Raw genomic sequence first — 21,257 nt, forward strand, 5'->3', positions numbered from 1 at the left:
CGCAGTAATAGCAAGGCCCGGCATGAATCACAAACCCGAAGCGTTCGCCGAGATCTCCGTGTCTTATCTCGCCATTGTGATATTAACGTGCGGCAGCATCGTCCTGTTCCCGATCCGCCGGAAACCAGCGGGTTGTCGGCAGCGTTGCCGCTCGCCCGGTTGACAGTCCGAGGGATCAGGCGGTGACGCGCGGCGTATCCCGGCATCATCCCGCAGCGCTTTATGGAGTAGTGCGCCGTGTTCACTCCCTCGCAACTGCAGTTGGCCGACGCGGTCCTGGTACGTTGCCGCATCCACGGGATCATGCTGGCCACCGCCGAGTCCTGCACCGGAGGCTTGATTGCCGCCTGCCTCACTGCCATGACGGGATCGTCAGCGGTCGTAGAACGCGGCTTCGTCACCTACACCAACCAGGCCAAGATCGAGATGCTCGGTGTGCCGGCGCCGGTGTTGGAGAAAATGGGCGCGGTCAGCGAAGAGGTCGCGCGAGAAATGGCGGAGGGAACGCTGCGGCGGGCGCCGGTTCAGGCGGCCATCGCCGTCACCGGCATCGCAGGCCCCGGCGGCGGCAGCGATGCCAAGCCGGTGGGGCTCGTCCACATTGCCGCGGCGCGCTCCGGCCAGCTGACGATGCACGAGTGCCACCAGTTCGCGGGCGATCGCGACACGGTCCGCGCGGCTGCTTTGGAGGCGTCGCTCCGGCTGCTGGTGCGACTTCTGGACTGAGAGGCTTCGGGGGGAGCCGGTTACGAAGTCGGCTTGTGGCCGCCGGGCCCATAAAGAGCCTGGGCGCGCTTCTCGAAGGCGTTGACCATGCGCCGTACCGCCTCATTGAACAGGCGGCGGATGATGCCCTGCAGGGCGCGGGATCGGAACTCGAAGTCGACGTAAAAGTCGATGATGCAGCCGCCGCCGTCCCGCGGCTCGAGGACCCAGTGATTGTTGAGGTAACGGAATGGACCCTCCGAGTAGGAGACGTCGATGCGGTAAGGGCGTTCGGCGGAGACGTGCGATGTGAAGCGCTCGCGAAACATCTTGTAGCCGATCACCAGGTCGGCAACGAATTCACCGGACCCGTTGCACTGGCGGACGCGTGCCGCTGCGCACCACGGCAGGAACTCGGGGTACCGCTCCACATCGACGACAAGATCGAAGATCTGTTCCGGCGTGTAGGGGACAGGCTTGCGCTCCGCGTGGGTCGGCATGTCCGCGGGACGATCGGGTCAGTCGTCGCTCGAGCCGGCGCGGGCGGCGCTGCGCGCCTGCCGCAACGTCTCGAAATCCCGGTCGGCGTGGTGGGAGGAGCGCGTCAGCGGCGATGACGCCACCAACAGGAAGCCCTTGGCGGCACCGATTTCCTTGTACTCCTCGAACTCGGCGGGGGTCACGAATCGATCGATCGCGGCATGCTTCGGCGTCGGCTGCAGATATTGGCCGATGGTCAGAAAATCCACGTCGGCGGCCCGCAAATCGTCCATGACCTGCAGCACCTCGTGCCGCGTTTCGCCGAGCCCGACCATGATCCCCGACTTGGTGAACAGCGCCGGACTCAGGCGCTTCACGTCGCCGAGCACCTTCAGCGAGTGGGCGTACCGGGCGCCCGGGCGAATGCTCGGGTAGAGGCGCGGCACGGTCTCAAGGTTGTGGTTGAAGACGTCGGGCGCCGCCGCCACCACCGCCTCGGCGGCGCCGGCCTTATGCCGAAAGTCGGGGGTCAGCACCTCGATGGTGGTCGCCGGCGAGGTGGCGCGGATCCGCTCGATGCAGCGGACGAACTGGAACGCGCCACCGTCCGGCAGATCGTCGCGATCGACGGAGGTGATGACGACGTGGCGAAGCCCCATGGTCGTCACCGTCAGGGCCAGGTTCTCCGGCTCCAGGGGATCCACGGTGCGCGGTTTGCCGGTGGCGACGTTGCAGAAGGCGCAGGCGCGGGTGCAGATGTCGCCGAGGATCATCACGGTGGCGTGCTTCCGCGACCAGCACTCGCCGATGTTGGGGCACGCCGCCTCTTCGCAAACAGTGTTGAGGCCGTGCTCGCGCATCAGCCGGCGGACGTCGCCGTAGCCGGGGGAGGTCGGCGCCTTGACACGGATCCAAGTCGGCTTGCGCGGGCTCGGCTGATCCGGGCGGTGGGCCTTTTCGGGATGGCGAAGAGCGGGAGCAGCGGGAGCGTCGGTCATGATAACGATATTGGCCAGTTCCGCCACCGGGTCAAGCGACGCGTCGCCAAGAGCCGATGGACGAGCCACACTACCCCTCCGGCGCTTCGCCGCGGACGGTGGTCGGGGAGACTGGATTCGAACGAGCGACCCTCTGCTCCCAAAATCGCCGGGATCTCAATCACAACAGTCGGATGGCCGGCCGCATGTGAGATGCTCTACTCGGGCTTCGGCCACCAGAGTGACGCCGGCTTCGAGACGACGACCGAGGCGACCCTTTTCGGCGACGAGATGTTCGCCGAGGCGCTCTACGCCGAGCGGGCGCAGGTGCTGGACCGCGCGCTCAAGGCGATCCGGCGCGACAAGGCGACGTTCCGCACCCTCACCGAACGGGGGGCGACCATCGAGAGCGCCGGGAATATCCTGTCGCCGGAAACCAACCTGGCAAGGCTCACCGACGATGAAAAGATCCAGGCCATCATCACCGCCCTCGCCCACCGCAGGGGCCCCATCAGCGACGCCCTCAACGCCGCCGCCCGCGCGGTCCATGCCGGAGAGCCGGTGGACAGCGTTGTCGGAGGCTTTCTTGAGTCTGTCCGCAGAGGAATTCAAGAAGGCCTGGACCTCGGGGCTGATGCTGGCGGAGTTGGACGCGGCGGTGAAGGACGGCCGGCAGCCGCTGCCGACGGCGAAGCCGGAGCGGCCGCCGAAGCGGTAGCGCCGGAGGAGCCCGCATTATTCCCCGCGGACCCGGAAGCGGCGGCGCCGGCAGAGGCGCCGCCGCCGCCGCGGCCGGCCGAGTGGTCCGACGACCTCGCCGAGATCGCCGTGCACCACGCGGAGGCCGGCGGCAAGGGCCGGCGCGGCGCGCCGATCAAGCGCCACCCCGACTGGAAGGCCGCCAAGGCGGGCGACGCCGACGCGGCTTTCCGCCTGGTGCGCGACATGGTCCGGGACGACGTGATCGAGGCGATCCGCGTCCGGCTCGCCGGCCGGCGCCCGATCATCGTCGCGCCGATCAAGGCGGAAGCGCGGGGCGGCGGCGCCGGCAACATCATCCCGGACGCGTACGCCCAGGTCCTCGGGCGGCGCCTGGGGCTCGACGTCGACACCGACATGGTGCAGGTGGTGTCCGGGCGCACCGGGCTCGGCCGCGATCAGCGGCTGGTCGCGCGGACCCAGTTCAACGGGCGCGTCGAGCCGGGCCGAGACTATCTGCTCGTCGACGACCATGTGACCATGGGCGGCACCCTCGCCGACCTGCGCGGCCACATCGAGGCGCACGGCGGCCGGGTGATCCTGGCGACGACCCTGTCGGCCAGCCGCGACTCCGCCCGCCTGGCGCCGTCGCCGGCGATGCTGGCGCGCCTGCGCGGCAAATTCCCGGAGCTGCCGGCTTGGTGGCGGGAGCGTTTCGGGTACGAACTGGAGGGCCTGACCGATGCCGAAGCCAGAGGACTGGCTGCCTACCCGTCGTTTGACGCAATCCGAAATCGACTCGCTGCGGCAGCAGAAGCAGGAGGCGCACCGCCGCTTCGCGGAGCTGGAGGCCGAAGAGGAGGCCGCGGCGGAACCCCTGGCGGCGGAGGACCAGCGGAAGAAGTAGCCTCGACTGCGGGGCGCTCCGCGGCAGACGGTGTCGAGCTACCGCCGCCGCGCAATCAGCAAGATGTCGCGGTCGACCGCAACGACGTTGTCGGTTCCATCGTGCGTTTCGTGCGCGCCGCCTTGTCGGGGCGCGGCAACGACATGCACCTGTGGATGGGGCGGGTGAGCGACGCCAATGCGGCACGCGTCGCCGATCTCGGGATCGACATTGCCGGGCATCAGCGGGTGATCGACCAGGACTTGCTCCGCCACGCCTTCAAGGAGCATGGCAGGCCCGGGACCGAGGCGCCTCGTGGACAACGAGCGATCACGTCGGAAGACGTCGCCCGCATTCCGGAAATTGTCGATGCGCCGGACACGGTCACCCGTACGCAGACCCGCCAGGGGCTCCCGGCGATCCAGTACACCAAACGGCTCGGCGATGAGGTCTTCTACGTCGAAGAAATCCGCGGCGGCAAGAAGGTGCTCGGCTTCCGGACGATGTGGGTGCGTAGAAGAAGGGGGGGTGGCGGCACCGATACGCCTGATGCTGGAACCCCGCGAGAGGGTTCGCCTGTCGGCCAACGCCCGGAGCGAGTACCGGCTCAACCCGCCACCCCGGAAAATGTAGGTCCGCCGCAGCCGCCTGCCAAGCCCCGGACGGGCCAGGCCGCCGACGCGATAGTCGACCGCCTGGCGCCGGCCGAGGCGCCGCCGCCGCGGCCCGCCACGCCCGACGACGCCCGCGCCGCCCAGGCCGCGAGCCCCGAGGACGCCGAAATGGCGGCGGTGATCGCCGAGGCGGACGCCATGCTGCGCGCCGGCGGCGACTGGGACGTGCCGGCGCCGGGCCGCGTCGAGGAGGGCGGCGGGACCGCCTACGCCTCCGCCGCCGATTTGCTGCGCGCCGCCGACGACGAGGTGGAGACGGCGGACCTGTTCGCCATGTGCATCAAGCCATGAGCCGCGCCATGATCCGCCTCTCGGCCGCCGTAGGAGCCCCGTGATGCGTCTGGAGCAGTGCCTGGACGGTTTCGTGCAGGAGCGTCGCATGTCCCGCGAGCAGGCCGAGGAGCTGCTGGCGGAGGCCAAGCGGCATGGAACTGGCTGACGCGCGTCGTCGAGGAGCACGGCCCGGATGCGCTCGGACGTGCCCCGCCAGCAAGCGGCGTCGAGATCTGCGCCCGCTCGGCGCGGCTGCTCCGCCAGTGCCTGGACGAAGTGACCAGGAGCGAGGAGTGCGCACGATGAGTTTCCGGCATCGGGCCGGCAAGACCGCCGAATCCGCGACCGCGGAGCCGGTCAAGGCCATCAGCACCGCCGCCGACGCGCTCCTCAGCAGCGACCACGAGCCGAGCCAGGAGGAGACGCGGCGCTATCGGCTATCGTCGTCCGGTTCGGCGGGCCGATCCTCGACCAGGTCGTCGATATCGAGGCCGAGGGCGCCGGCCAGGCGGCGCAGCGTCTCGACGGAGCCGGTGCGGTGGCGGGTCTCGATCTGCGATATGTAGAGCGTGCCGACGCCGGCGCGGGCGGCGAGCTGCTGCTGGGTCAACCCGCGGTGCTTGCGGAACACCTTCAGCGGATGGACGCCGGCGAGAAGCCGGTCGACCACCGCGGCCGGAAACTCCTCTTCGTCGGCGGCCTTGGCGCGATCGAAGAGCTCCTCGTCGCTCATATCGCCCTCGTCGACGGGCGCTTCGGGCGCCAGGCGGCGGTATTCCTCCCACGGGATCACGGCGAAGGCGGGCTCGCCGTCATGGTAGATGATCTGCGGCTTGGTCCGGGTGTTCATCTTTCAGTCCTTGTACACTTGGCCGCGGGGCGAAATCCGCAACACGACCAGGCGATCTTCGGTCAGCTCGAAGATGACCCGCCAGTCGCCGCTGCGCAGCCGGAAGCCGGGGCGGTTGGTCAGATCGACAACATCCACGTCGGTCCGCTTCGGATCGGCGGCGAACAGGGCCAGGTCGTCACGGATCATCTGCGCCCGCTTCGGCTGCATCCTGCGCAGGATCTTGGCGGCCGGCTTGCGGTAGGTGATGTCCATGAATGGAATATAGCAAATTGCTATAGTTTTGTGCAAGGAAAACGGAGGAAACGCCAACATGAGCTTCTGGGATTGGGTCGGCAAAACCGCCGGCGGCGCGATCGCGGAGCCGGTCAAGGCGATCGGCAGCGCCGCCGACGAGCTCGCGGCCATCTCGCTCCGCACCGGCGCCATCGTGTCGCTGCACCCGGACGTGCTGGCGGCCGGCGTGCCGCCGGAGCAGGCGGTGACGATCGCGACCTGGCTCGTCGCCCTTGCCGGCGCTGACCGCGAGGCCTGAGTAATTCCTCTTAAGTCTCTTCGGAAACACGCCTTTGATGGTCGGGGAGACTGGATTCGAACCAGCGACCCTCTGCTCCCAAAGCAGATGCGCTACCAGACTGCGCCACTCCCCGAACCTGGCTGCCTCCGCAACATTGACTTTATCTCTCAAGTCCGCAAGTATTTTTACGGGTTTCGAAACCGCTGGGGAGGCATGGGTGCACGTTGATGCGTATATCGCAAGAGCTTTTGCAGAGGTTCAGGGCCATTGCGGGTTCAAGCCGGACGTGAAGCGTGCGATCAACCGGGTGCTCCAGCGGCCCACTGAACGTGACTTCAATGCACTTCGTTACTATTTGAGCGCCGACGATGCCGCCTATGTCGATATTGGCGCCAATCGCGGTAACACTGTCCGGGCGGCGCGCCTGTTCCAGCCGAACATGCCGATTGTGGCATTCGAGCCAAATCCCATTCTGGTTCCAGCGCTTCAGAAGATGTTCGCCGGAGATCGCGCTATTGTCGTAGAGCCCTATGGTCTTTCCGACCAACCGGGTACTTTCGAATTATTTGTTCCGCACTATAAGACTGCACCGTTTGATGGTCTCGCCTCCTTACACTACGCCGAAGTAGAGTCGTCGCTGAACTGCGAGAACCTGTGGGGCTTTGACCCGAGGCACTTCGAAGTGCGCACCCTCCATTGCAACGTCAGAAGGTTGGACGACTTCCGGCTGCGAACGGGATTCCTCAAGATCGATGTTCAAGGTTCGGAAGCCAAGGTCATCGCCGGTGGCTACGAGACAATAGAACGAGATAAGCCGATCGTGTTGATGGAGAACAACCGCCCAGAGGTGGATGCAAAGTTGCTGTTTGACCTGGGCTATGAGCGGTATGCCTTCGTCAGTAACCGGCTTGTTCGTGGGCGGCTCGGCGATCTGAATTCATTCTACATCCACCCTCGCCGCCGCACAGCATTCGCAGCACAGATCTACGCGGACTGACCGCCGTCGACGGCAGTGCAGCGGCGCGTTCAAGGAATACGCCGTCGCTGCGCGCAGCTATCTAAAACCAGTGCCATTCGACCATTCGACTGTACCGCTCGGATGGGCCTGTGCAGTAGCCTACGCGGCGACGGCATCCAGGTTCAAGGTCGCGGCGTCGAAGCCAAAGCCGGAGAGGATGCCGAGCATCTCCGAGAAGTCGTCGCAGACGGTGAGGCCCCAGCCGTCGAAGCCGATGGCGAGATAGCCGCGGGTGTGGGATTTGGTCAGGCGCAGCGTTGCCGGGCGGCGGCCGGCGACGGTGATCTCCAGAACGTCTCCCTGCGCACCCTCGCTCCGCCCCCAGCGGGCCCACGTCGGGCAACGCTCGAAGCAGGCGACGAACTGCGCCATTTCTTCATCAGTGAATTTGACCGTCGACATGGAAGTCTCCTGAGCCCTGCTCGTTGCAGAAGACGTCCCACCCCACGTCACGACCGTTACCCGGTCTCCGCCTTTTTTGCCGTCGGCGCACATTCGGCTCGCTTTTCAGCCTCCGCATGAACCGCGGCTCGATCGGCACCGCGTGATCCGATCCGGTTTATTTCGCAGTGCAGCATCAGCCCATATGTAAGCTTCTCCCACCGCCGGTGCAACGAGAAAGTTTTGTGTCTACTACCGAGGCTTGCAGCACTGCGACCAATCGTGTGGACTGGGGGATGCTACTGCGAGAACCGGCGCGTCGCAGCGAAGACCACGTGGTCGCCGACAGCGATGTCCTGCTGACGCGCCGTCCCGGCATTCAGTTCCAGCACCGCTGCTACCGCCTCCGGCGCCCGAATCAATGCCAGCGACTGCGGCTGCGTGTTCTCGGCGATGGCGACGATGCGGCCATCAGCGGCAATGAACAGCATGTCGAGCGGAATATAGGTATCCTTCATCCACATGGCGACCGGCTGGGTTTTACCGAACAGGAACAACATCCCGGCGCCGGCGGCAAGGGACCGGCGGTGCTGCAGGCCCCGCGTTCGCGTCTCCGGTGTGGACGCGATTTCGACATTGAAGCCGGCCTCCCCGTCGGCCCCCTGCACGATGACGCGCGCAATGGGCAGCGCCTCCGCGGTCGCCTGCTCCGCCCGCGCCGCTCGCCACACCGGCCACCAACCGCCGGCGGCGGCGGTTCCGCAAGCGATGAGCAAGGCCCCGGCCAAGCGTCGTCTGTCTCTGTCCACTGCCCTTCCTCCCGTCCTTCGCTGCGATGCAGCAACCGCTCCTGAACATGGGCGCGCAGCCACCGGCACCGCAAGCCGAAGATCAGCATGGCGCGTCCGCCTTGCGCCCGCCTTCAGGCTCGTTCATAAACCGCGAACCTCCAACACCGGGGGGAGCCGGCGCACCGGCTGAGAGGTCTCCGTTCCGGACCAACGCGCCCGGGATCCATGGCTGGATGTCATGGCGGGAGACGACCCCAGGAACCTGATCCGGTTCGTACCGGCGTAGGGACGCGTGTCGTCATGCTCGAACGTCGCTCCAAGCCGCCTTTCGCCGTGACCATGAGTGGCGGCTGCCTTGCGTACGGCGGCATGGTGCTGTTCGAGGACCTGGCGCTGAGCCTCCCGGCCGGGCGCTGGACTTGCCTGCTCGGCCCCAGCGGCATCGGCAAGACCTCGCTGTTGCGGCTCATGCTGGGCCTCGAGCGCGGCAACGGGGGCGCCGGCCGGGTCACCTGCTCCGACGGCGGCGATCTTGCCGGACGGGCGGCCTACATGGCGCAGCGGGATCTGCTGCTGCCGTGGCTGACGGTGCTGGAGAACGTGCGCCTCGGCGAACGCCTCCGCGGCGACGCGCGAACCGGCCAGGACAGGTCCGACGGCCGCGACCGGGCGTCGGCGCTGCTCGACGCGGTCGGTCTCGGAACCAGCGCCGGCGCCCGGCCCGACACCCTGTCCGGCGGCATGCGCCAGCGGGCGGCGCTGGCACGCACCCTGATGGAGGACCGCCCGGTGGTGCTGATGGACGAGCCGTTCTCCGCCGTCGACGCCATCACCCGCATCCGCCTGCAGGACCTGGCGGCGCGCCTGCTCGGCGGGCGCACGGTGTTGCTGGTGACCCACGATCCGCTGGAAGCGCTGCGCCTTGGCCATGTCATCCACGTACTGGCCGGCCTCCCCGCCCGCCTCGGCGCGCCCATCGAGCCGGAGCCGGAGGTGGCGCCGCCGCGGGCGGTCGACGATCCGGTGGTGCTGGGGCTTCAGGGCGAGTTGCTGGCCCGCCTGGCCGCTGCGCACCGATGACCGGACGGCGTCGATGACGGGGGGCGTTGCGGTGAGCGCCGTCGCGAGGTGGCTGGTGCTGGCGGTCGGGCTGTGCCTGATCTGGCAGGCGGTGGTCGTGGTCATGGATCTTCCGCCCTACATCCTGCCCGGACCCGTCAGCGTCGCGGCGGCGTGGATCGACCACCGTGCCGTCATCGCGGGCCATGCGCTGTTGACGTTCGCCGAAATCTTGCTCGGCCTCGTCGTCGGCGCGACGCTCGGGTGCGCGAGCGCCATCGTCATGGCCTATTTCCGGCCTGCGCGGCGCTGGTTGCTGCCGGTGCTGGTGGTGAGCCAGGCGGTGCCGGTGTTCGCGCTGGCGCCGCTGCTGGTACTGTGGTTCGGCTACGGCATCGCCTCCAAGGTGGCGATGGCGACGCTGATCATCTACTTTCCGGTGACCAGCGCCTTCCATGACGGGCTCAGGCGGACCGATCCCGGCTGGCTCGATCTCGCCGCCGCCATGGGTGCCGACCGCTGGGCGACACTCCGCCACGTGCGGTTGCCGGCGGCGCTGCCGGCGCTGGCCTCCGGGCTGCGTGTCGCTACCGCTGTCGCCCCGATCGGCGCGGTGGTTGGCGAATGGGTCGGATCAAGCGCCGGCCTCGGCTACCTGATGCTGCACGCCAACGCCCGCATGCAGGTGGACGTGATGTTTGCCGCACTCCTCACCCTCGCGGCGATGGCGGTGGCATTGTACTTCACCATGGACGCCCTGCTGCGCCGGGCACTGCCCTGGCAAGCGGACACCGATCCCACCCGAACCTGAGGCCCGCCCATGACTCCGTCTTCGTGTATCGCTGCAGTGCTCGCCGTCACTATCTTGATGTTGCAGCCATACCATGCCCGTGCGGCGGACAAGCTGACGTTGCTGCTAGACTGGTTCGTAAACCCCGATCATGCGCCCATCGTGGTCGCCCGCGAGCGGGGGTACTTCCGCGACGTCGGCCTGGATGTGGAGGTGCTTGCGCCGGCCGATCCCAACGATCCGCCGAAGCTTGTCGCCGCCGGTCGCGCCGACCTCTGCGTCTCCTATCAGCCGCAGCTCCATTTCCAGGCCGCCGCGGGCTTGCCGCTGGTGCGCGTCGCCACCCTCGTCGCCACCCCGCTCAGCGCCCTGGTGGTTCTGGCGGACGGACCGGTGCAGGCGATCCCTGATCTCAAGGGTCGCAAGGTCGGGTTCTCCGTGGGCGGCTTCGAGGATGCGATCCTCGGCGCCATGCTGCGCCACCACGGCCTCGATCTCGACGCCGTGGGCCTAGTCAACGTCAACTTCTCGCTGTCGCCGGCGCTGATCGCCGGACAGGTCGACGCGGTCATCGGCGCCTACCGCAACTTCGAGCTCAACCAGATGGACATCGTCGGCCGTCCCGGCCGGGCGTTCTTTCCGGAAGAGCACGGCGTTCCGGCCTATGACGAACTGATCGTGGAGGTCCACCGGGACCGCCTCCTCGACCCCCGCATCGCCCGCTTCGTCGCCGCCCTCGAGCGCGCCGTGCAGGCGGTGATCAACCATCCGAACGACAGTTGGCAGGCGTTCATCGCCGCCCATCCCGACCTCGACGACGACCTCAACCGGCGCGCCTGGCGCGACACTCTGCCCCGCTTCGCCCTGCGTCCGGCTGCCCTCGACCACGGCCGCTACCAGCGCTTCGCAGCGTTCCTCAAGGACAGCGGGCTGATCGACGACGTCCCGCCCCTGGAGACGTACGCCGTCGAGTTGCAGCGCTGAGGCAGTTCCTGGCGGTAACTGTCTGTTTCTGCCCGTTTCTATCGGAATTGGCGCCGGTTTCGCCCAGGCTTTCGCCCGTAAACCATTGTTTCAAAAGGATTTGTGTCCGTTTCGGCGGATCGGGATGTATGCGGATGTATGCCGGTGGAGCGCCGGACACTGGCGCGTGGCCTTGAAGCAGATAGGGTCGTTCGGCGCCCGATCAACAGCCATCGGCTACCCGTGGACGGCTAGCCTTTGGTGCGGACCCGGCTGCGGCCGCCGTCGACGCCGATGACCTGACCGGTGACCCAGCCGCTGTCGGGGCTCAGCAGGAACGCTGCGGCGGCGGCGATGTCGTCCGCCTCGCCGAGACGCGCCAGTGCGTGCAGTTGGGCGATGCCACGGGCCATGGCGTCGCTGCGGGTGAACGGGGCGGCGAGCGGCGTCCGGGTCAGGCTTGGCGCGACCGCATTTACCCGGACCTCCGGCGCCAACTCCGCCGCGAGCGCACGCACCAGGCCCTCAACGCCGCCCTTGGCGGCGGAGATGACCGAGTGATGGGTGAAGCCCTGGCCGACCGCCACCGACGAAAATAGGACCACGGACCCGCGCCCTTGCTTCAGGGACGCGCCGGCGGCCTTCACAGCAAGCGCCGGACCGAGCACGTTCAAGCGGAAAGCCTCCAGGAAGTCCGCCGCGGACGCGTTATGCAACGGCTTCACGACGATCGACCCGACGCAAAAGGCGAGGCCGCCGAGGGCGCCCTCCTCCGCTGCCCGCTGGACCACGGAACCCAGCGCTGCTTCGTCCAAGATGTCGGCGGCCGCGTGCGGCGCTCCGACCTCGCCGGCCAGCGCGGCCAGCCGCTGTTGGTCGCGGGCGCTGAGGAACACCGGCTGATTCGCGGCGATGAGTCGACGCGTCAGCGCCTCGCCGATGCCACCGGTCGCGCCGAAGACGAGGATGGGTGCTGTCATCTGGTGCTCCTAAAGGGTTTGGGCGCGCCCGGGCGCACCGGCGCAAGCGCGAGGTTGAAAAGCACTAGTGCAGCGGTGCATTCAAAGAATGCACAGTCGCTGCGCGCAACTAACTGATTCCAGTGCACGATCCGACCCAGTCAGATGTACCATCCGGATGGGTCTGCGCACTAGGACCGGACCAGGCGGCGGGTGGCGGCGAACTGGAGGGGGTACGGCAGCATGCGGAGCAGCTTGAGGGCATAGGTGAAGCGCCGCGGGAACGTCACTTCGAAGCCGCGGGCGTCGAGGCCGTCGACGATGCGCCGGGCGGCGTCGTCCACCTCCATCAGAAACGGCATCTTGAAGTCGTTCTGGTCGGTGAGCGGGGTTTTGACGAAGCCGGGATTGATCAGGGTGAGGCGCACCGCGAACTGATCCAGCTCTGGCTTCAGCGCTTCGCACATGTTGATCAGCGCCGCCTTGGTGGCCCCGTAGGCTGCCGCGCCGGGCAGTCCACAATATCCGGAGACGGAGGCGACTACGGCGACGTGTCCGTGGCGGCGTTCGATGAACCGCGGCAGGACCGCGGCAAGGCCATGGACGACCCCCATCAGATTGACTTCGACCAGCATGCGGAACGGATCGACCGCAAAATCCTTGGCCGCTATTGGGACATGGTTCCCGGCGATGAACAGGGCGCGGTCGATCTTCCCAACGCTCTCCTCGATCTCCGCCGCGGCCGCAGCCACGGCCTCGGGATCGGTGACGTCGAGCGGATAAGGCACGACGTTTCCGGACAAGGAGGCCGTTTCGGACGCCAGCGAGTCCAGATCCGACCGGGTCCGTGCGCTCGCAACGACGGTCCAGCCACGCTCGGCGAGAAGGCGACTGGTGGCGCGGCCGATGCCCTTGCCGGCGCCCGTGCACCAGGCGATCTGGCTCATGACTGGTTCCTTTTCTGACCACGGTGCTCGCAGACGTACTCGATGGTCGAGCCGTCCTCGGCGCGGAAGCGCATTTTCACCCAGCGGCCGTCGCGGTCGTACCAGACCTCGTTGTCGAGATCGCCGGTGTAGACGAAGCGCCGGGCAGCGACGACGGCGCCGTTGACGCGAACCTCCTCGGTGCCGCGCTCGACGATGCGGACTTGGCTCAGTCGGCCGGTTATGGTGTTGATGACCGTGTCCTCGGTCAGCACGCCGGGATTCCAATGGTTCGTCGCGAACGTTCCCGCCGCCGCCTCGACGCCGCCGGCCGGACCGCGGATGTGCAAGCGATCGCCGACCTCGACCGCGCTCACGCGACTGATGTCGCCGTTGTCGTCGGTCTCCGCTGCGAGTGCGACAAGACGCCCGTCCTGCCACCGCTCGGTCGCCGTGTAGACGTAGCGATAGGCGCTGAAGCCGAGGAACCGCACGTTCACGTTGAAACGCACGTCCACGACGATCGCGTTTCCGTCTTCTCCGAATGACACGCGGTGCTCCCCGACCCGCGTGCCGTCCCGATACACGCCGAACAGCAACTCGCTGCCATAAAGGTCGCGGGGGTCGAGCGCTTGGGACTCGGCGGCCGGATCGCTGAGAGAGGCAAAATGTAGCGAGTCGGTTGCCGATGCCGAGGCTGACCCGGTTGCGCCGAGCGCCATGGCCGCGACCATCGTCAAGATCCTGGAGCCCATGGGACCGTCCCCCGTTAGTCTGTTTGCCGGTTCACTGAAGAGACTTACGCGCTTTCGCCGGCGTCGGATCAGGCCGTGGCGGCGTGCCCGGTTGATCCATGGCCGCGGCGCCGCCGTAACCGGTGCAAAGAGGAGATCAAGAATGAATATTATAGACCCATATGCGACGGCGCCGGCCCGTGTCGCGGTAATTGGGACCGGAATATCCGGTCTGTCAGCCGCCTGGTTGCTCCATCAGAGTTGCGACGTCACCGTCTACGAGGCCGATGATCGCATCGGCGGGCACAGCAACACGGTCGATGCTCCGGGACCGGCAGGTCCGGTGGCGGTCGATACCGGGTTCATCGTTTACAACCCGTCGAACTATCCCAACCTGGTGGCCCTGTTCGCCCACCTCGGCGTCCCTACCAAGCCGAGCGACATGTCGTTTGGCGCCTCCATCGACGACGGGGCGCTGGAATACGGCAGCGCCGCCCTGTTCGCGCAGAAACGCAACGTGCTGCGGCCGCGGTTCTGGCGAATGCTTCGCGATATTGTCCGCTTCTATCGGGAAGCGCCGGCGTTCTTGCGGTCGTGCGGGGCCGACGCGTTGACGCTCGGGCAATACATCGACGATCGGGCCTATTCGCACAATTTCGTTCATGACCACCTGTTGCCGATGGGCGCCGCGATCTGGTCGACGCCGGCCGCCGACATGCGCAACTACCCGGCGGCCGCGTTCCTGAACTTTTGCAAGAACCACCGGCTGCTGGAACTGCGCGGGCGGCCGGAGTGGCGGACGGTCACCGGCGGCAGCCGCGAATATGTCCGGCGCCTGACCGCGCCCTTCGTCGATCGCATCCGGCTTGGCGCTCGCGTTCGCGACATCCGCCGCGACGGCCGAGGGGTGACCGTAGCCACTAGCGGGGATGGCTACGAGCGTTACGACCATGTGGTGATCGCAGCCCACGCCGATCAGGCGCTGGCCATGCTGGGCGACGCTGACGGCCGCGAGCGCGCCGTGCTGGGGTCCTTCCCCTACACCACCAACGTGGCCGTACTGCACCGGGACGCGACCTTGATGCCGCGCCGCCGCGGCGCATGGTCGAGTTGGAACTACATGAGCGGGCGGGGCGCCGACGGCACGGCGAAGGTGTCGGTGACCTATTGGATGAACCGGCTGCAGTCGCTGGATCCGGAAAACCCGCTTTTCGTGACCCTGAACCCCTATCGACAGCCGGACTCGGACAAGACGATCAAATCGTTCACGTATGAGCATCCGGCGTTCGATCATCGCGCCCTTCAAGCGCAGCGGCAACTCGGCGACATCCAGGGCGTGCGCCGGACGTGGTTTTGCGGTAGCTATTGCGGTTACGGGTTCCACGAGGACGGCTTGCAGGCCGGACTTGCGGTTGCGGAACGAATCAGCGGCGTGCCGCGGCCGTGGCTCGTACCGGGAGAGTCGGACCGGATTCATTTTCTGGGATCCGCGGACGCGCGGGTGGCTGCCTGATGACCATCGCCTCGGCGCTCTATTTCGGCGACGTTCTGCATCAGCGACTGAGGCCGCGTCGCCATCGCCTGCGCTATCGCGTGTTCTCCATCTTCGTGGATCTTGACGAGCTGCCGGAACTCGACCGGCGGAACCGGCTTTTCTCCTGCAATCGCTTCAACCTGTTCAGCTTTTTCGAGTCCGACCACGGCGCTGGGAACAACACCGGGCTCCGCGACTGGGCCGAGGCGCAGTTGGCGCGGGCCGGGATCAGCCTCGAAGGCGGCGCCATTCGCCTGCTCTGCTTTCCGCGGGTGCTCGGCTACGTGTTCAATCCGCTCAGCATCTATTTCTGCTACGCCCGCGACGGGGTGCTGGAGGCGGTGATCTACGAGGTACGCAACACCTTCGGACAGCATCATTGCTACTTGATCCCGGTCGAGCCGCGTGGGACGCGCTCGGTCCACCAGGCTTGCGCGAAGGAATTCTACGTCTCGCCGTTCAACCGGGTGGCTGGTCGCTACCGGTTCAGCCTGAAGCCGCCGGACGACACCCTCGCGGTGGTCATCAACCAGGACGACGAGGACGGGCCGCTGTTGAACGCGTGGCTCAGCGGCCGCCGCATGCCTTTCAGCGATCGCGCCCTCGCCGCCGCGTTCGTCCGCTATCCGCTGATGACGTTGAAGGTCATTGCCGGAATCCATTGGGAAGCCTTGAGGTTGTGGCTCAAGGGCATGCGCATGGTCCGCCGCCCGGAGCCGCCCGTGGAGACCGTCACTGTCGTCAAGCCCTTGGGACAGTAGGGCCCTCGGGACAGTAGGGAAGGAACGCCAATGGTCGACGTGAGGGAACATCACGGCTCGGACCGCCGCGCCTGGGCCGCGGCGTGGACGGCTGAAAGCCTGTGGTCGGCGCTGCTGGTGCGCGTCGCGCGACGCCTGGAGATCGGGCACCTGCACCTTCGGCTGCCCAACGGCGCCCGCTACACTATCAGCGGAGCGAGCGACGGGCCGCGGGCGGCGCTGACCGTGCGTCATGCACGCGCCATCCGCAAGCTTTTGACGGGCGGCGAAGTGGCATTCGCCGAAGCCTACATGGACGGCGATTGCGACACGCCGGACCTGAACGCCCTGCTCGCCCTCGCCCAGGCCAATGAACAGGCCCTGCAGAGCGCGGCGATGGGCTTCGCCGGGGCGCACTGGGCGCGTCGCTTTCGTCACCTGTTGCGCGGCAATTCTCGGCGCGGAAGTCGGCGCAACATCGCCTACCATTACGACCTCGGCAACGACTTCTTCGAGGTGTGGCTGGATCCGGGCATGACGTATTCCGCCGCCCTGTTCGACGAGAGCGGCTTGAGCCTGGAGCAGGCGCAAGCCCGCAAGTATCGCCGGCTGGCGGAGGCGCTCGACCTTCAGGCGGATCACCATGTGCTGGAAATCGGCTGCGGCTGGGGGGGCTTCGCGGTGTTCGCGGCGCGGAACTACGGTTGCCGGGTCACCGCCATCACCCTGTCCCGCGAGCAGCAGGCTCATGCACAGAACAGGGTGCGCGAGGCCGGCCTTGCTGACCTGATCGAGGTGCGACTCCAGGATTATCGCGATGTCCATGGGCGGTTCGACCGCATCGCGTCGATCGAGATGTTCGAGGCGGTCGGCGAACAGCACTGGCCGCAGTTTTTCATCACGCTTCGCGACCGGCTGGCGCCCGGCGGCATCGCCGGGATGCAGATCATCACCATCGCCGAGGATCGCTTCGAGGACTACCGGCGCGCCGCCGACTTCATCCAGACCTACATTTTCCCGGGAGGGATGCTGCCGTCGCCAAGCGTCCTGAAGCGCCAGATCGAGCGCGCCGGTCTAGCGGTCACCGACCACTTCACGTTCGGGCCGTCGTACGCGGAGACCCTGGCGCACTGGCGCCGGGCGTTCGACAGGGAGTGGCTCTGCATCGCGGCGCTCGGCTTCAACGAGCGCTTCCGGCGCATGTGGACGTTCTATCTGGCCTATTGCGAGGTGGGGTTCCGGTCCGGCACCATCGACGTTGCGCAACTGCAGATCCGCGCCGGCTGATGGCGGCTGCCGGCGGCGGCTCCGAGCGGCACGTCGATCGATCGATGCTGCTGTTTTACGCGCTGCCGGCGGTGGCGCTGGCGATGCCGACCATCCCCGTCTACGTGTACCTGCCGACCTTCTACGCCGAGACGCTCGGCCTGGGGCTGGCTGCGACCGGGCTGGTGCTGCTGGCGGCCCGCATCCTCGACGTCGTTACAGACCCGCTGATCGGCATCGCCAGCGACCGGCTGCGGCTGCCCGGCGGCCGGCGCAAGCCGTGGATCGTGATCGGCGCGGTGCTGGCCGCGGTGGCCCTGGTGCAGATGTTCGAGCCGCCGGAGACAGTGACGGTCGGCTATCTCGCCGTGTGGGCGGCGGCGCTGTATCTCGGCTGGACGCTGGTCGCCATCCCCTATACGGCGTGGGGCGCCCAGTTGACCGGCGACTACCACGGCCGCGCCCGCATCGCCGGCGCCCGCGAGGCGGCGATGATCCTGGGCATCGTCGTTGCCGCCGGCGTGCCCGCGGCGGCGCTCGCTCTCGGGGCGGCAGAAGGGGAAGAACTCGCCGCGGTCGCCTGGCTCGCCATCGCCATCGGCGGGCCGGCTCTGGCGCTGCTGCTGTGGCGCGTTCCGGAGCCGCCCAGGGAAGCGGCGCCGGTTGCCGCCACGCCGCGGCTCCGGGCATTGGCGTCGATGTACCACAACAAGCCGTTCGTCCGCCTGGTGTCGGCCTGGTTCATCAACGGACTAGCCAACGGGCTGCCGGCCGTGTTGTTTCCATTATACCTGGATCACGTCCTGCAGGCTTCGCCGCTGGCGCGGAACCTGCTGATCCTCGCGTACTTCGTCGCCGGCATCGCCGCCATCCCGATGTGGCTCGGCCTCAGTCGGCGCTTCGGCAAGCACCGCACCTGGTGCGGCGCAATGGTCATGGCGTGCGCGGCGTTCGTCTGGGTGCCGTTCCTGGCGGCCGGCGACATTGCCGCGTTCTCCGTGGTCTGCATCGTCACCGGCATGGCGCTCGGCGCGGACCTGGCGCTGCCGCCGGCCATGCAGGCGGACGTGGTGGATCTCGACACGTTGCGCACCGGGCGAGAGCGCGCCGGGCTGTTCTTCGCCATCTGGAGCATGGCCACCAAGCTTGCGCTGGGCGCCGCCGTGGGTCTGGCGTTTCCGGCATTGCAGGCGCTCGGCTTCCGCGCCGGCGTCGACAATCCCGAGAGCGCCTTGCTGGCGCTGGCGTTGATCTACGCCCTGCTGCCGACGATGCTCAAGCTTGCGGCGGTGGCGGTGGTCTGGCGCCACCCGATCACCGCGCGGCGTCATGGGATCATCCGCCGGCGGCTCGACGGCCGCCGTGAGCGCCGGGGAGCCGTCGGCCAAAGCCATTGAAACGTGGCGCCTGCGGCCTACGTCTTGATGAGCACCAGGATCGGTGGGGCAGCAGACAGGAGAACAAGATGGGAGCGGCATTTCAGGGCTACCACATTCCGGCGGCGGCATCCCGCGCTGCGCCGCTGGCGAAGGCCGGCGCTGCGGCCATCGTCGGCAAGGCGATCCTGGTCGGCGTGCCTGCGGTGCTGATCGGGCTCGGCATCGGCTACGGGTTGTCGCGGGCGTTCGATGTGCGCTGGGACGAGTTCAGCAGGCGCGCCGCGGACGGCGACTCCACCCGCGGACACCCGCGCCAGTTGACGTGATGAGCCGAGATCACGAACTTTTGATCCGCTGCCGCGGATGAAGTGGCGCAACAGCAGAAACGCGTATGGTCTGATCGGCATCGTCACCCATTGGGTGCTGGCGGTGGCCATCGTGGCGCTGTTCGTGTCCGGCCTGTGGATGGTGGACCTGACCTACTACCACCCCTGGTACAATCGCGCGCCGGATCTGCACAAGGCGTTCGGCGTGCTGACGGCGGTGGCGATGGCGGTGCGACTCCTCTGGCGGTGGTGGGACGGGGTGCCCGAACCGGCGGCCGGGGTGCGGCGCTGGGAGGCGGCGGGCGCCTCGGTGGCCCATGGGCTGATGTATCTCGGCGTGTTCGTCACAGCGATCAGCGGCTATCTCATCGTCACCGCCAAGGGCGACCCCGTGGACGTGTTCGGCGTTGTCGCGATCCCGGCCGTCATCCACGACCTGCCGCGCCAAGCCGACACGGCGGGCGCGGTGCACTACTGGGTCGCCATTGCGCTGATCGCTCTGGCCGGGCTGCACACCATGGCGGCCTTAAAGCATCACGTCCTTGATCGCGATGAAACACTTATTAGGATGCTGCGGGCGGGCCGAACAGAGCGTACGTCGCCATCCAGCGTGACATCTTACAGATCCGAGAAGAGGAGATCGTCATGAAGCTTCGCTTGCTTGCCACTGCCCTGGTCGTCGCTGCGACCGCATGGGCGTCGGTTCCCGCCGCGCGCGCCGCCGACACCTACATCATCGACACCATGAAGCAGCACGCGTTCGTCGAGTTCCGCATCAAGCACCTGGGCTATAGCTGGATGTACGGCCGCTTCAACGACTTCGAGGGGCAGTTCTCGCTCGATCCCGAGCAGCCGGCCAACTCCAGCGTCCGGGTCGAGATCGACACGGCGAGCATCGACACCAACAACGCTGAGCGGGACAAGCACCTGCGAAGCAAAGATTTCCTAAACGTAGAGGAGCACCCGAAGGCCACCTTCGTCAGCACCTCGATCGAACCGACCGGAGACAAGACGGCGGTGATCAAGGGCGACCTGACCCTCAACGGCGTTACCAAGCCGGTCGAGATCCAGACGGAGGAGATCGGACAGGGCAAGGACCCGTGGGGCGGCTACCGGGCCGGTTTCCTCGGCACCACGACGATCACCCTCGCCGACTTCGATATCGACTACGACCTCGGCCCGGCATCCCGGACCGTCGACCTGACCCTGTCCATAGAGGGCGTGCGGCAGTAGATGTATCATGCGCCACGCGTGACCATGATTACGGGATTTTGAGGGGAGAGAGCGTTGGCTCAATATGATGTTGCGATGTTGGTCGGGAGTAACCGAAAGCACTCGCTGAATGTGCGCCTGGCGCGCGCCATCGAAAACAATGCGCCCGCGTCGTTGCGCTTCGACTGGGTTAAGATGGATGACTTGCCTTTCTACAACGCGGACTTGGAGAAGGAACGGCCGGCGTCGGTGCAACGGTTCGTTTCTGAAATCAATGCAGCGGACGCCGTATGCTTTGTGACGCCGGAATACAACCGATCAATCCCGGCGGTTCTGAAGAACGCCATAGACTGGGGATCGAAGCCGGCGGACCAGAACGTCTGGCGCGACAAGACCATCGCAATGGCCGGCACGTCGCCCGGCAATATCGGAACGGCGCTGGCTCAGCAACACCTGCGGCAAATCCTGTCGATCCTCAACGGAATCGTCATGCCGGGGGAAGTGTATATTACCTTCAAATCTCCGGATCTGATCGACGAAGGCGGCAACGTGACCGACGATCGCGTCCGCGGCTTCATCGCGGCGTTCGTTCAGCGCTTCGCCAACCTGATCGAACGCCTGGCGGAACCCAAGACGGAGCAAAAGAGCCACTTGTAGAGCGCGAGCGCGGACGACGCGCAAGGAGGCACTACCCCGCGCCCGGGGGGGCGGGGGGCCCCGGGCGGGGGGGGGGGGGGGGGGGGGGGCGGGGGGGGGCCCCCCGGGGGGCGGCCCCGGGGGGGCGCCGGGGGGTGGGGCGGGGGGCGGGGGGGGGGGGGGGGCGCGCCGGGGGGGGGGCGGGGGGGGGGGCGGCGCCCCCCCGGGGGGGGGGGGGGGGGGGGGGGGCGGGGGGGGGGGGGGGGCGGCCGGGGGGCCGGGGGGGGGGGGGGGGGGCGCCCGGGGGGGGGGGGGGCGCCGGGGCGCGGCCCCGGGGCGCGGGGGCGCGGCGGGGGGGCGGGGCCGGGGGGGGGGGGGGGGGGGGGGGGCCGGGGCGGGGGGGGGCGGCGGGCGCGGGCGGGGGGGGGGCGGCGGCCCCCCCCGGGGGGGGGGGGGGGGGGGGCCCCCGGGGGGGGGGCCCG

24 protein-coding genes, 1 tRNA gene and 1 riboswitch are annotated in these 21,257 nt (G+C 67.7%); of the genes, 15 read left to right on the forward strand and 10 right to left on the reverse strand.

Annotated elements, in window-relative coordinates:
- Positions 1-237: 237 nt before the first annotated feature.
- Positions 238-726, forward strand: a complete 489-nt coding sequence (locus tag IPM60_03470; GenBank protein ID MBK8906977.1) for a CinA family protein — start codon at positions 238-240, stop codon at positions 724-726.
- Positions 727-746: 20 nt separating this feature from the next.
- Here IPM60_03470 and IPM60_03475 read toward each other — a convergent pair whose 3' ends face one another.
- Both IPM60_03475 and lipA read right to left on the reverse strand, forming a co-directional pair.
- Positions 747-1,205, reverse strand: a complete 459-nt coding sequence (locus IPM60_03475) for a type II toxin-antitoxin system RatA family toxin (GenBank protein MBK8906978.1) — start codon at positions 1,203-1,205, stop codon at positions 747-749.
- Between the two features lie 18 nt (positions 1,206-1,223).
- Positions 1,224-2,183 (reverse strand): lipoyl synthase, encoded by a 960-nt coding sequence (gene lipA / locus IPM60_03480; GenBank protein MBK8906979.1) that lies wholly within the window; start codon positions 2,181-2,183, stop codon positions 1,224-1,226.
- Between the two features lie 192 nt (positions 2,184-2,375).
- Between lipA and IPM60_03485 the strand changes: the two genes are divergently transcribed.
- On the forward strand, positions 2,376-4,712 hold the full coding sequence (locus tag IPM60_03485; protein ID MBK8906980.1) for a hypothetical protein: 2,337 nt from the start codon (positions 2,376-2,378) through the stop codon (positions 4,710-4,712).
- Positions 4,713-5,124: 412 nt separating this feature from the next.
- Here IPM60_03485 and IPM60_03490 read toward each other — a convergent pair whose 3' ends face one another.
- Together IPM60_03490 and IPM60_03495 are read right to left on the reverse strand one after the other, a co-directional pair.
- On the reverse strand, positions 5,125-5,544 hold the full coding sequence (locus IPM60_03490) for a helix-turn-helix transcriptional regulator (GenBank protein ID MBK8906981.1): 420 nt from the start codon (positions 5,542-5,544) through the stop codon (positions 5,125-5,127).
- Between the two features lie 3 nt (positions 5,545-5,547).
- Positions 5,548-5,799, reverse strand: a complete 252-nt coding sequence (locus IPM60_03495) for a type II toxin-antitoxin system RelE/ParE family toxin (protein ID MBK8906982.1) — start codon at positions 5,797-5,799, stop codon at positions 5,548-5,550.
- Between the two features lie 58 nt (positions 5,800-5,857).
- Between IPM60_03495 and IPM60_03500 the strand changes: the two genes are divergently transcribed.
- Positions 5,858-6,079: a hypothetical protein gene (locus IPM60_03500; GenBank protein MBK8906983.1), complete on the forward strand. Its 222-nt coding sequence runs from the start codon at positions 5,858-5,860 to the stop codon at positions 6,077-6,079.
- A 38-nt stretch (positions 6,080-6,117) separates the two neighbouring features.
- On the opposite strand, the gene IPM60_03505 is transcribed toward IPM60_03500, so the two are convergent.
- Positions 6,118-6,194, reverse strand: a tRNA-Pro gene (locus tag IPM60_03505).
- Positions 6,195-6,278: 84 nt separating this feature from the next.
- Here IPM60_03505 and IPM60_03510 point away from each other — a divergent pair.
- On the forward strand, positions 6,279-7,058 hold the full coding sequence (locus tag IPM60_03510; GenBank protein ID MBK8906984.1) for an FkbM family methyltransferase: 780 nt from the start codon (positions 6,279-6,281) through the stop codon (positions 7,056-7,058).
- Positions 7,059-7,178: 120 nt separating this feature from the next.
- Here IPM60_03510 and IPM60_03515 read toward each other — a convergent pair whose 3' ends face one another.
- Together IPM60_03515 and IPM60_03520 are read right to left on the reverse strand one after the other, a co-directional pair.
- Positions 7,179-7,481, reverse strand: coding sequence for a hypothetical protein (locus IPM60_03515; GenBank protein MBK8906985.1), 303 nt, complete (start codon positions 7,479-7,481; stop codon positions 7,179-7,181).
- A gap of 278 nt (positions 7,482-7,759) precedes the next feature.
- Positions 7,760-8,248 (reverse strand): DUF192 domain-containing protein, encoded by a 489-nt coding sequence (locus IPM60_03520; GenBank protein MBK8906986.1) that lies wholly within the window; start codon positions 8,246-8,248, stop codon positions 7,760-7,762.
- 160 nt (positions 8,249-8,408) lie between these two features.
- Positions 8,409-8,558, forward strand: a riboswitch (TPP riboswitch).
- Here IPM60_03520 and IPM60_03525 point away from each other — a divergent pair.
- The 3 genes from IPM60_03525 (at position 8,552) to IPM60_03535 (ending at position 11,084) form a co-directional block, all read left to right on the forward strand.
- Positions 8,552-9,331 carry an ABC transporter ATP-binding protein gene (locus IPM60_03525; GenBank protein ID MBK8906987.1) on the forward strand — a complete coding sequence of 260 codons (780 nt, stop codon included), beginning with the start codon at positions 8,552-8,554 and terminating at the stop codon, positions 9,329-9,331. It overlaps the preceding riboswitch by 7 nt.
- A 13-nt stretch (positions 9,332-9,344) precedes the next feature.
- Positions 9,345-10,121: an ABC transporter permease gene (locus IPM60_03530; GenBank protein ID MBK8906988.1), complete on the forward strand. Its 777-nt coding sequence runs from the start codon at positions 9,345-9,347 to the stop codon at positions 10,119-10,121.
- Positions 10,122-10,130: 9 nt separating this feature from the next.
- The gene (locus tag IPM60_03535) at positions 10,131-11,084 is read left to right on the forward strand and encodes an ABC transporter substrate-binding protein (GenBank protein MBK8906989.1); all 954 of its coding nucleotides are present in this window, start codon (positions 10,131-10,133) and stop codon (positions 11,082-11,084) included.
- 230 nt (positions 11,085-11,314) lie between these two features.
- Here IPM60_03535 and IPM60_03540 read toward each other — a convergent pair whose 3' ends face one another.
- From IPM60_03540 to IPM60_03550, 3 genes are all read right to left on the reverse strand, one after another.
- Positions 11,315-12,043, reverse strand: coding sequence for an SDR family oxidoreductase (locus IPM60_03540; GenBank protein MBK8906990.1), 729 nt, complete (start codon positions 12,041-12,043; stop codon positions 11,315-11,317).
- Positions 12,044-12,213: 170 nt separating this feature from the next.
- Entirely contained in the window at positions 12,214-12,969 is a 756-nt protein-coding gene (locus IPM60_03545; protein MBK8906991.1) for an SDR family NAD(P)-dependent oxidoreductase, read from the reverse strand.
- On the reverse strand, positions 12,966-13,703 hold the full coding sequence (locus tag IPM60_03550; protein ID MBK8906992.1) for a hypothetical protein: 738 nt from the start codon (positions 13,701-13,703) through the stop codon (positions 12,966-12,968). The genes IPM60_03545 and IPM60_03550 overlap by 4 nt, the downstream gene beginning before the upstream one ends.
- Before the next feature lie 142 nt (positions 13,704-13,845).
- Between IPM60_03550 and IPM60_03555 the strand changes: the two genes are divergently transcribed.
- From IPM60_03555 to IPM60_03590, 8 genes are all read left to right on the forward strand, one after another.
- Entirely contained in the window at positions 13,846-15,195 is a 1,350-nt protein-coding gene (locus IPM60_03555; GenBank protein ID MBK8906993.1) for an FAD-dependent oxidoreductase, read from the forward strand.
- Positions 15,195-15,977 (forward strand): DUF1365 domain-containing protein, encoded by a 783-nt coding sequence (locus IPM60_03560; protein MBK8906994.1) that lies wholly within the window; start codon positions 15,195-15,197, stop codon positions 15,975-15,977. The genes IPM60_03555 and IPM60_03560 overlap by 1 nt, the downstream gene beginning before the upstream one ends.
- Before the next feature lie 30 nt (positions 15,978-16,007).
- The gene (locus IPM60_03565) at positions 16,008-17,243 is read left to right on the forward strand and encodes a class I SAM-dependent methyltransferase (protein ID MBK8906995.1); all 1,236 of its coding nucleotides are present in this window, start codon (positions 16,008-16,010) and stop codon (positions 17,241-17,243) included.
- Entirely contained in the window at positions 17,243-18,619 is a 1,377-nt protein-coding gene (locus tag IPM60_03570) for an MFS transporter (GenBank protein MBK8906996.1), read from the forward strand. Before IPM60_03565 ends, IPM60_03570 begins: the two co-directional genes overlap by 1 nt.
- Positions 18,620-18,687: 68 nt before the next feature.
- Positions 18,688-18,927, forward strand: a complete 240-nt coding sequence (locus IPM60_03575) for a hypothetical protein (protein MBK8906997.1) — start codon at positions 18,688-18,690, stop codon at positions 18,925-18,927.
- A 37-nt stretch (positions 18,928-18,964) separates the two neighbouring features.
- Positions 18,965-19,576 carry a cytochrome b gene (locus IPM60_03580; GenBank protein MBK8906998.1) on the forward strand — a complete coding sequence of 204 codons (612 nt, stop codon included), beginning with the start codon at positions 18,965-18,967 and terminating at the stop codon, positions 19,574-19,576.
- On the forward strand, positions 19,573-20,160 hold the full coding sequence (locus tag IPM60_03585) for a YceI family protein (protein MBK8906999.1): 588 nt from the start codon (positions 19,573-19,575) through the stop codon (positions 20,158-20,160). The genes IPM60_03580 and IPM60_03585 overlap by 4 nt, the downstream gene beginning before the upstream one ends.
- A 54-nt stretch (positions 20,161-20,214) precedes the next feature.
- Positions 20,215-20,796: an NAD(P)H-dependent oxidoreductase gene (locus IPM60_03590; protein ID MBK8907000.1), complete on the forward strand. Its 582-nt coding sequence runs from the start codon at positions 20,215-20,217 to the stop codon at positions 20,794-20,796.
- The last annotated feature ends 461 nt before the right edge of the window (positions 20,797-21,257 follow it).

Source organism: Rhodospirillales bacterium (assembly GCA_016710335.1).
Classification (GTDB): domain Bacteria; phylum Pseudomonadota; class Alphaproteobacteria; order Rhodospirillales; family Defluviicoccaceae; genus JADJXQ01.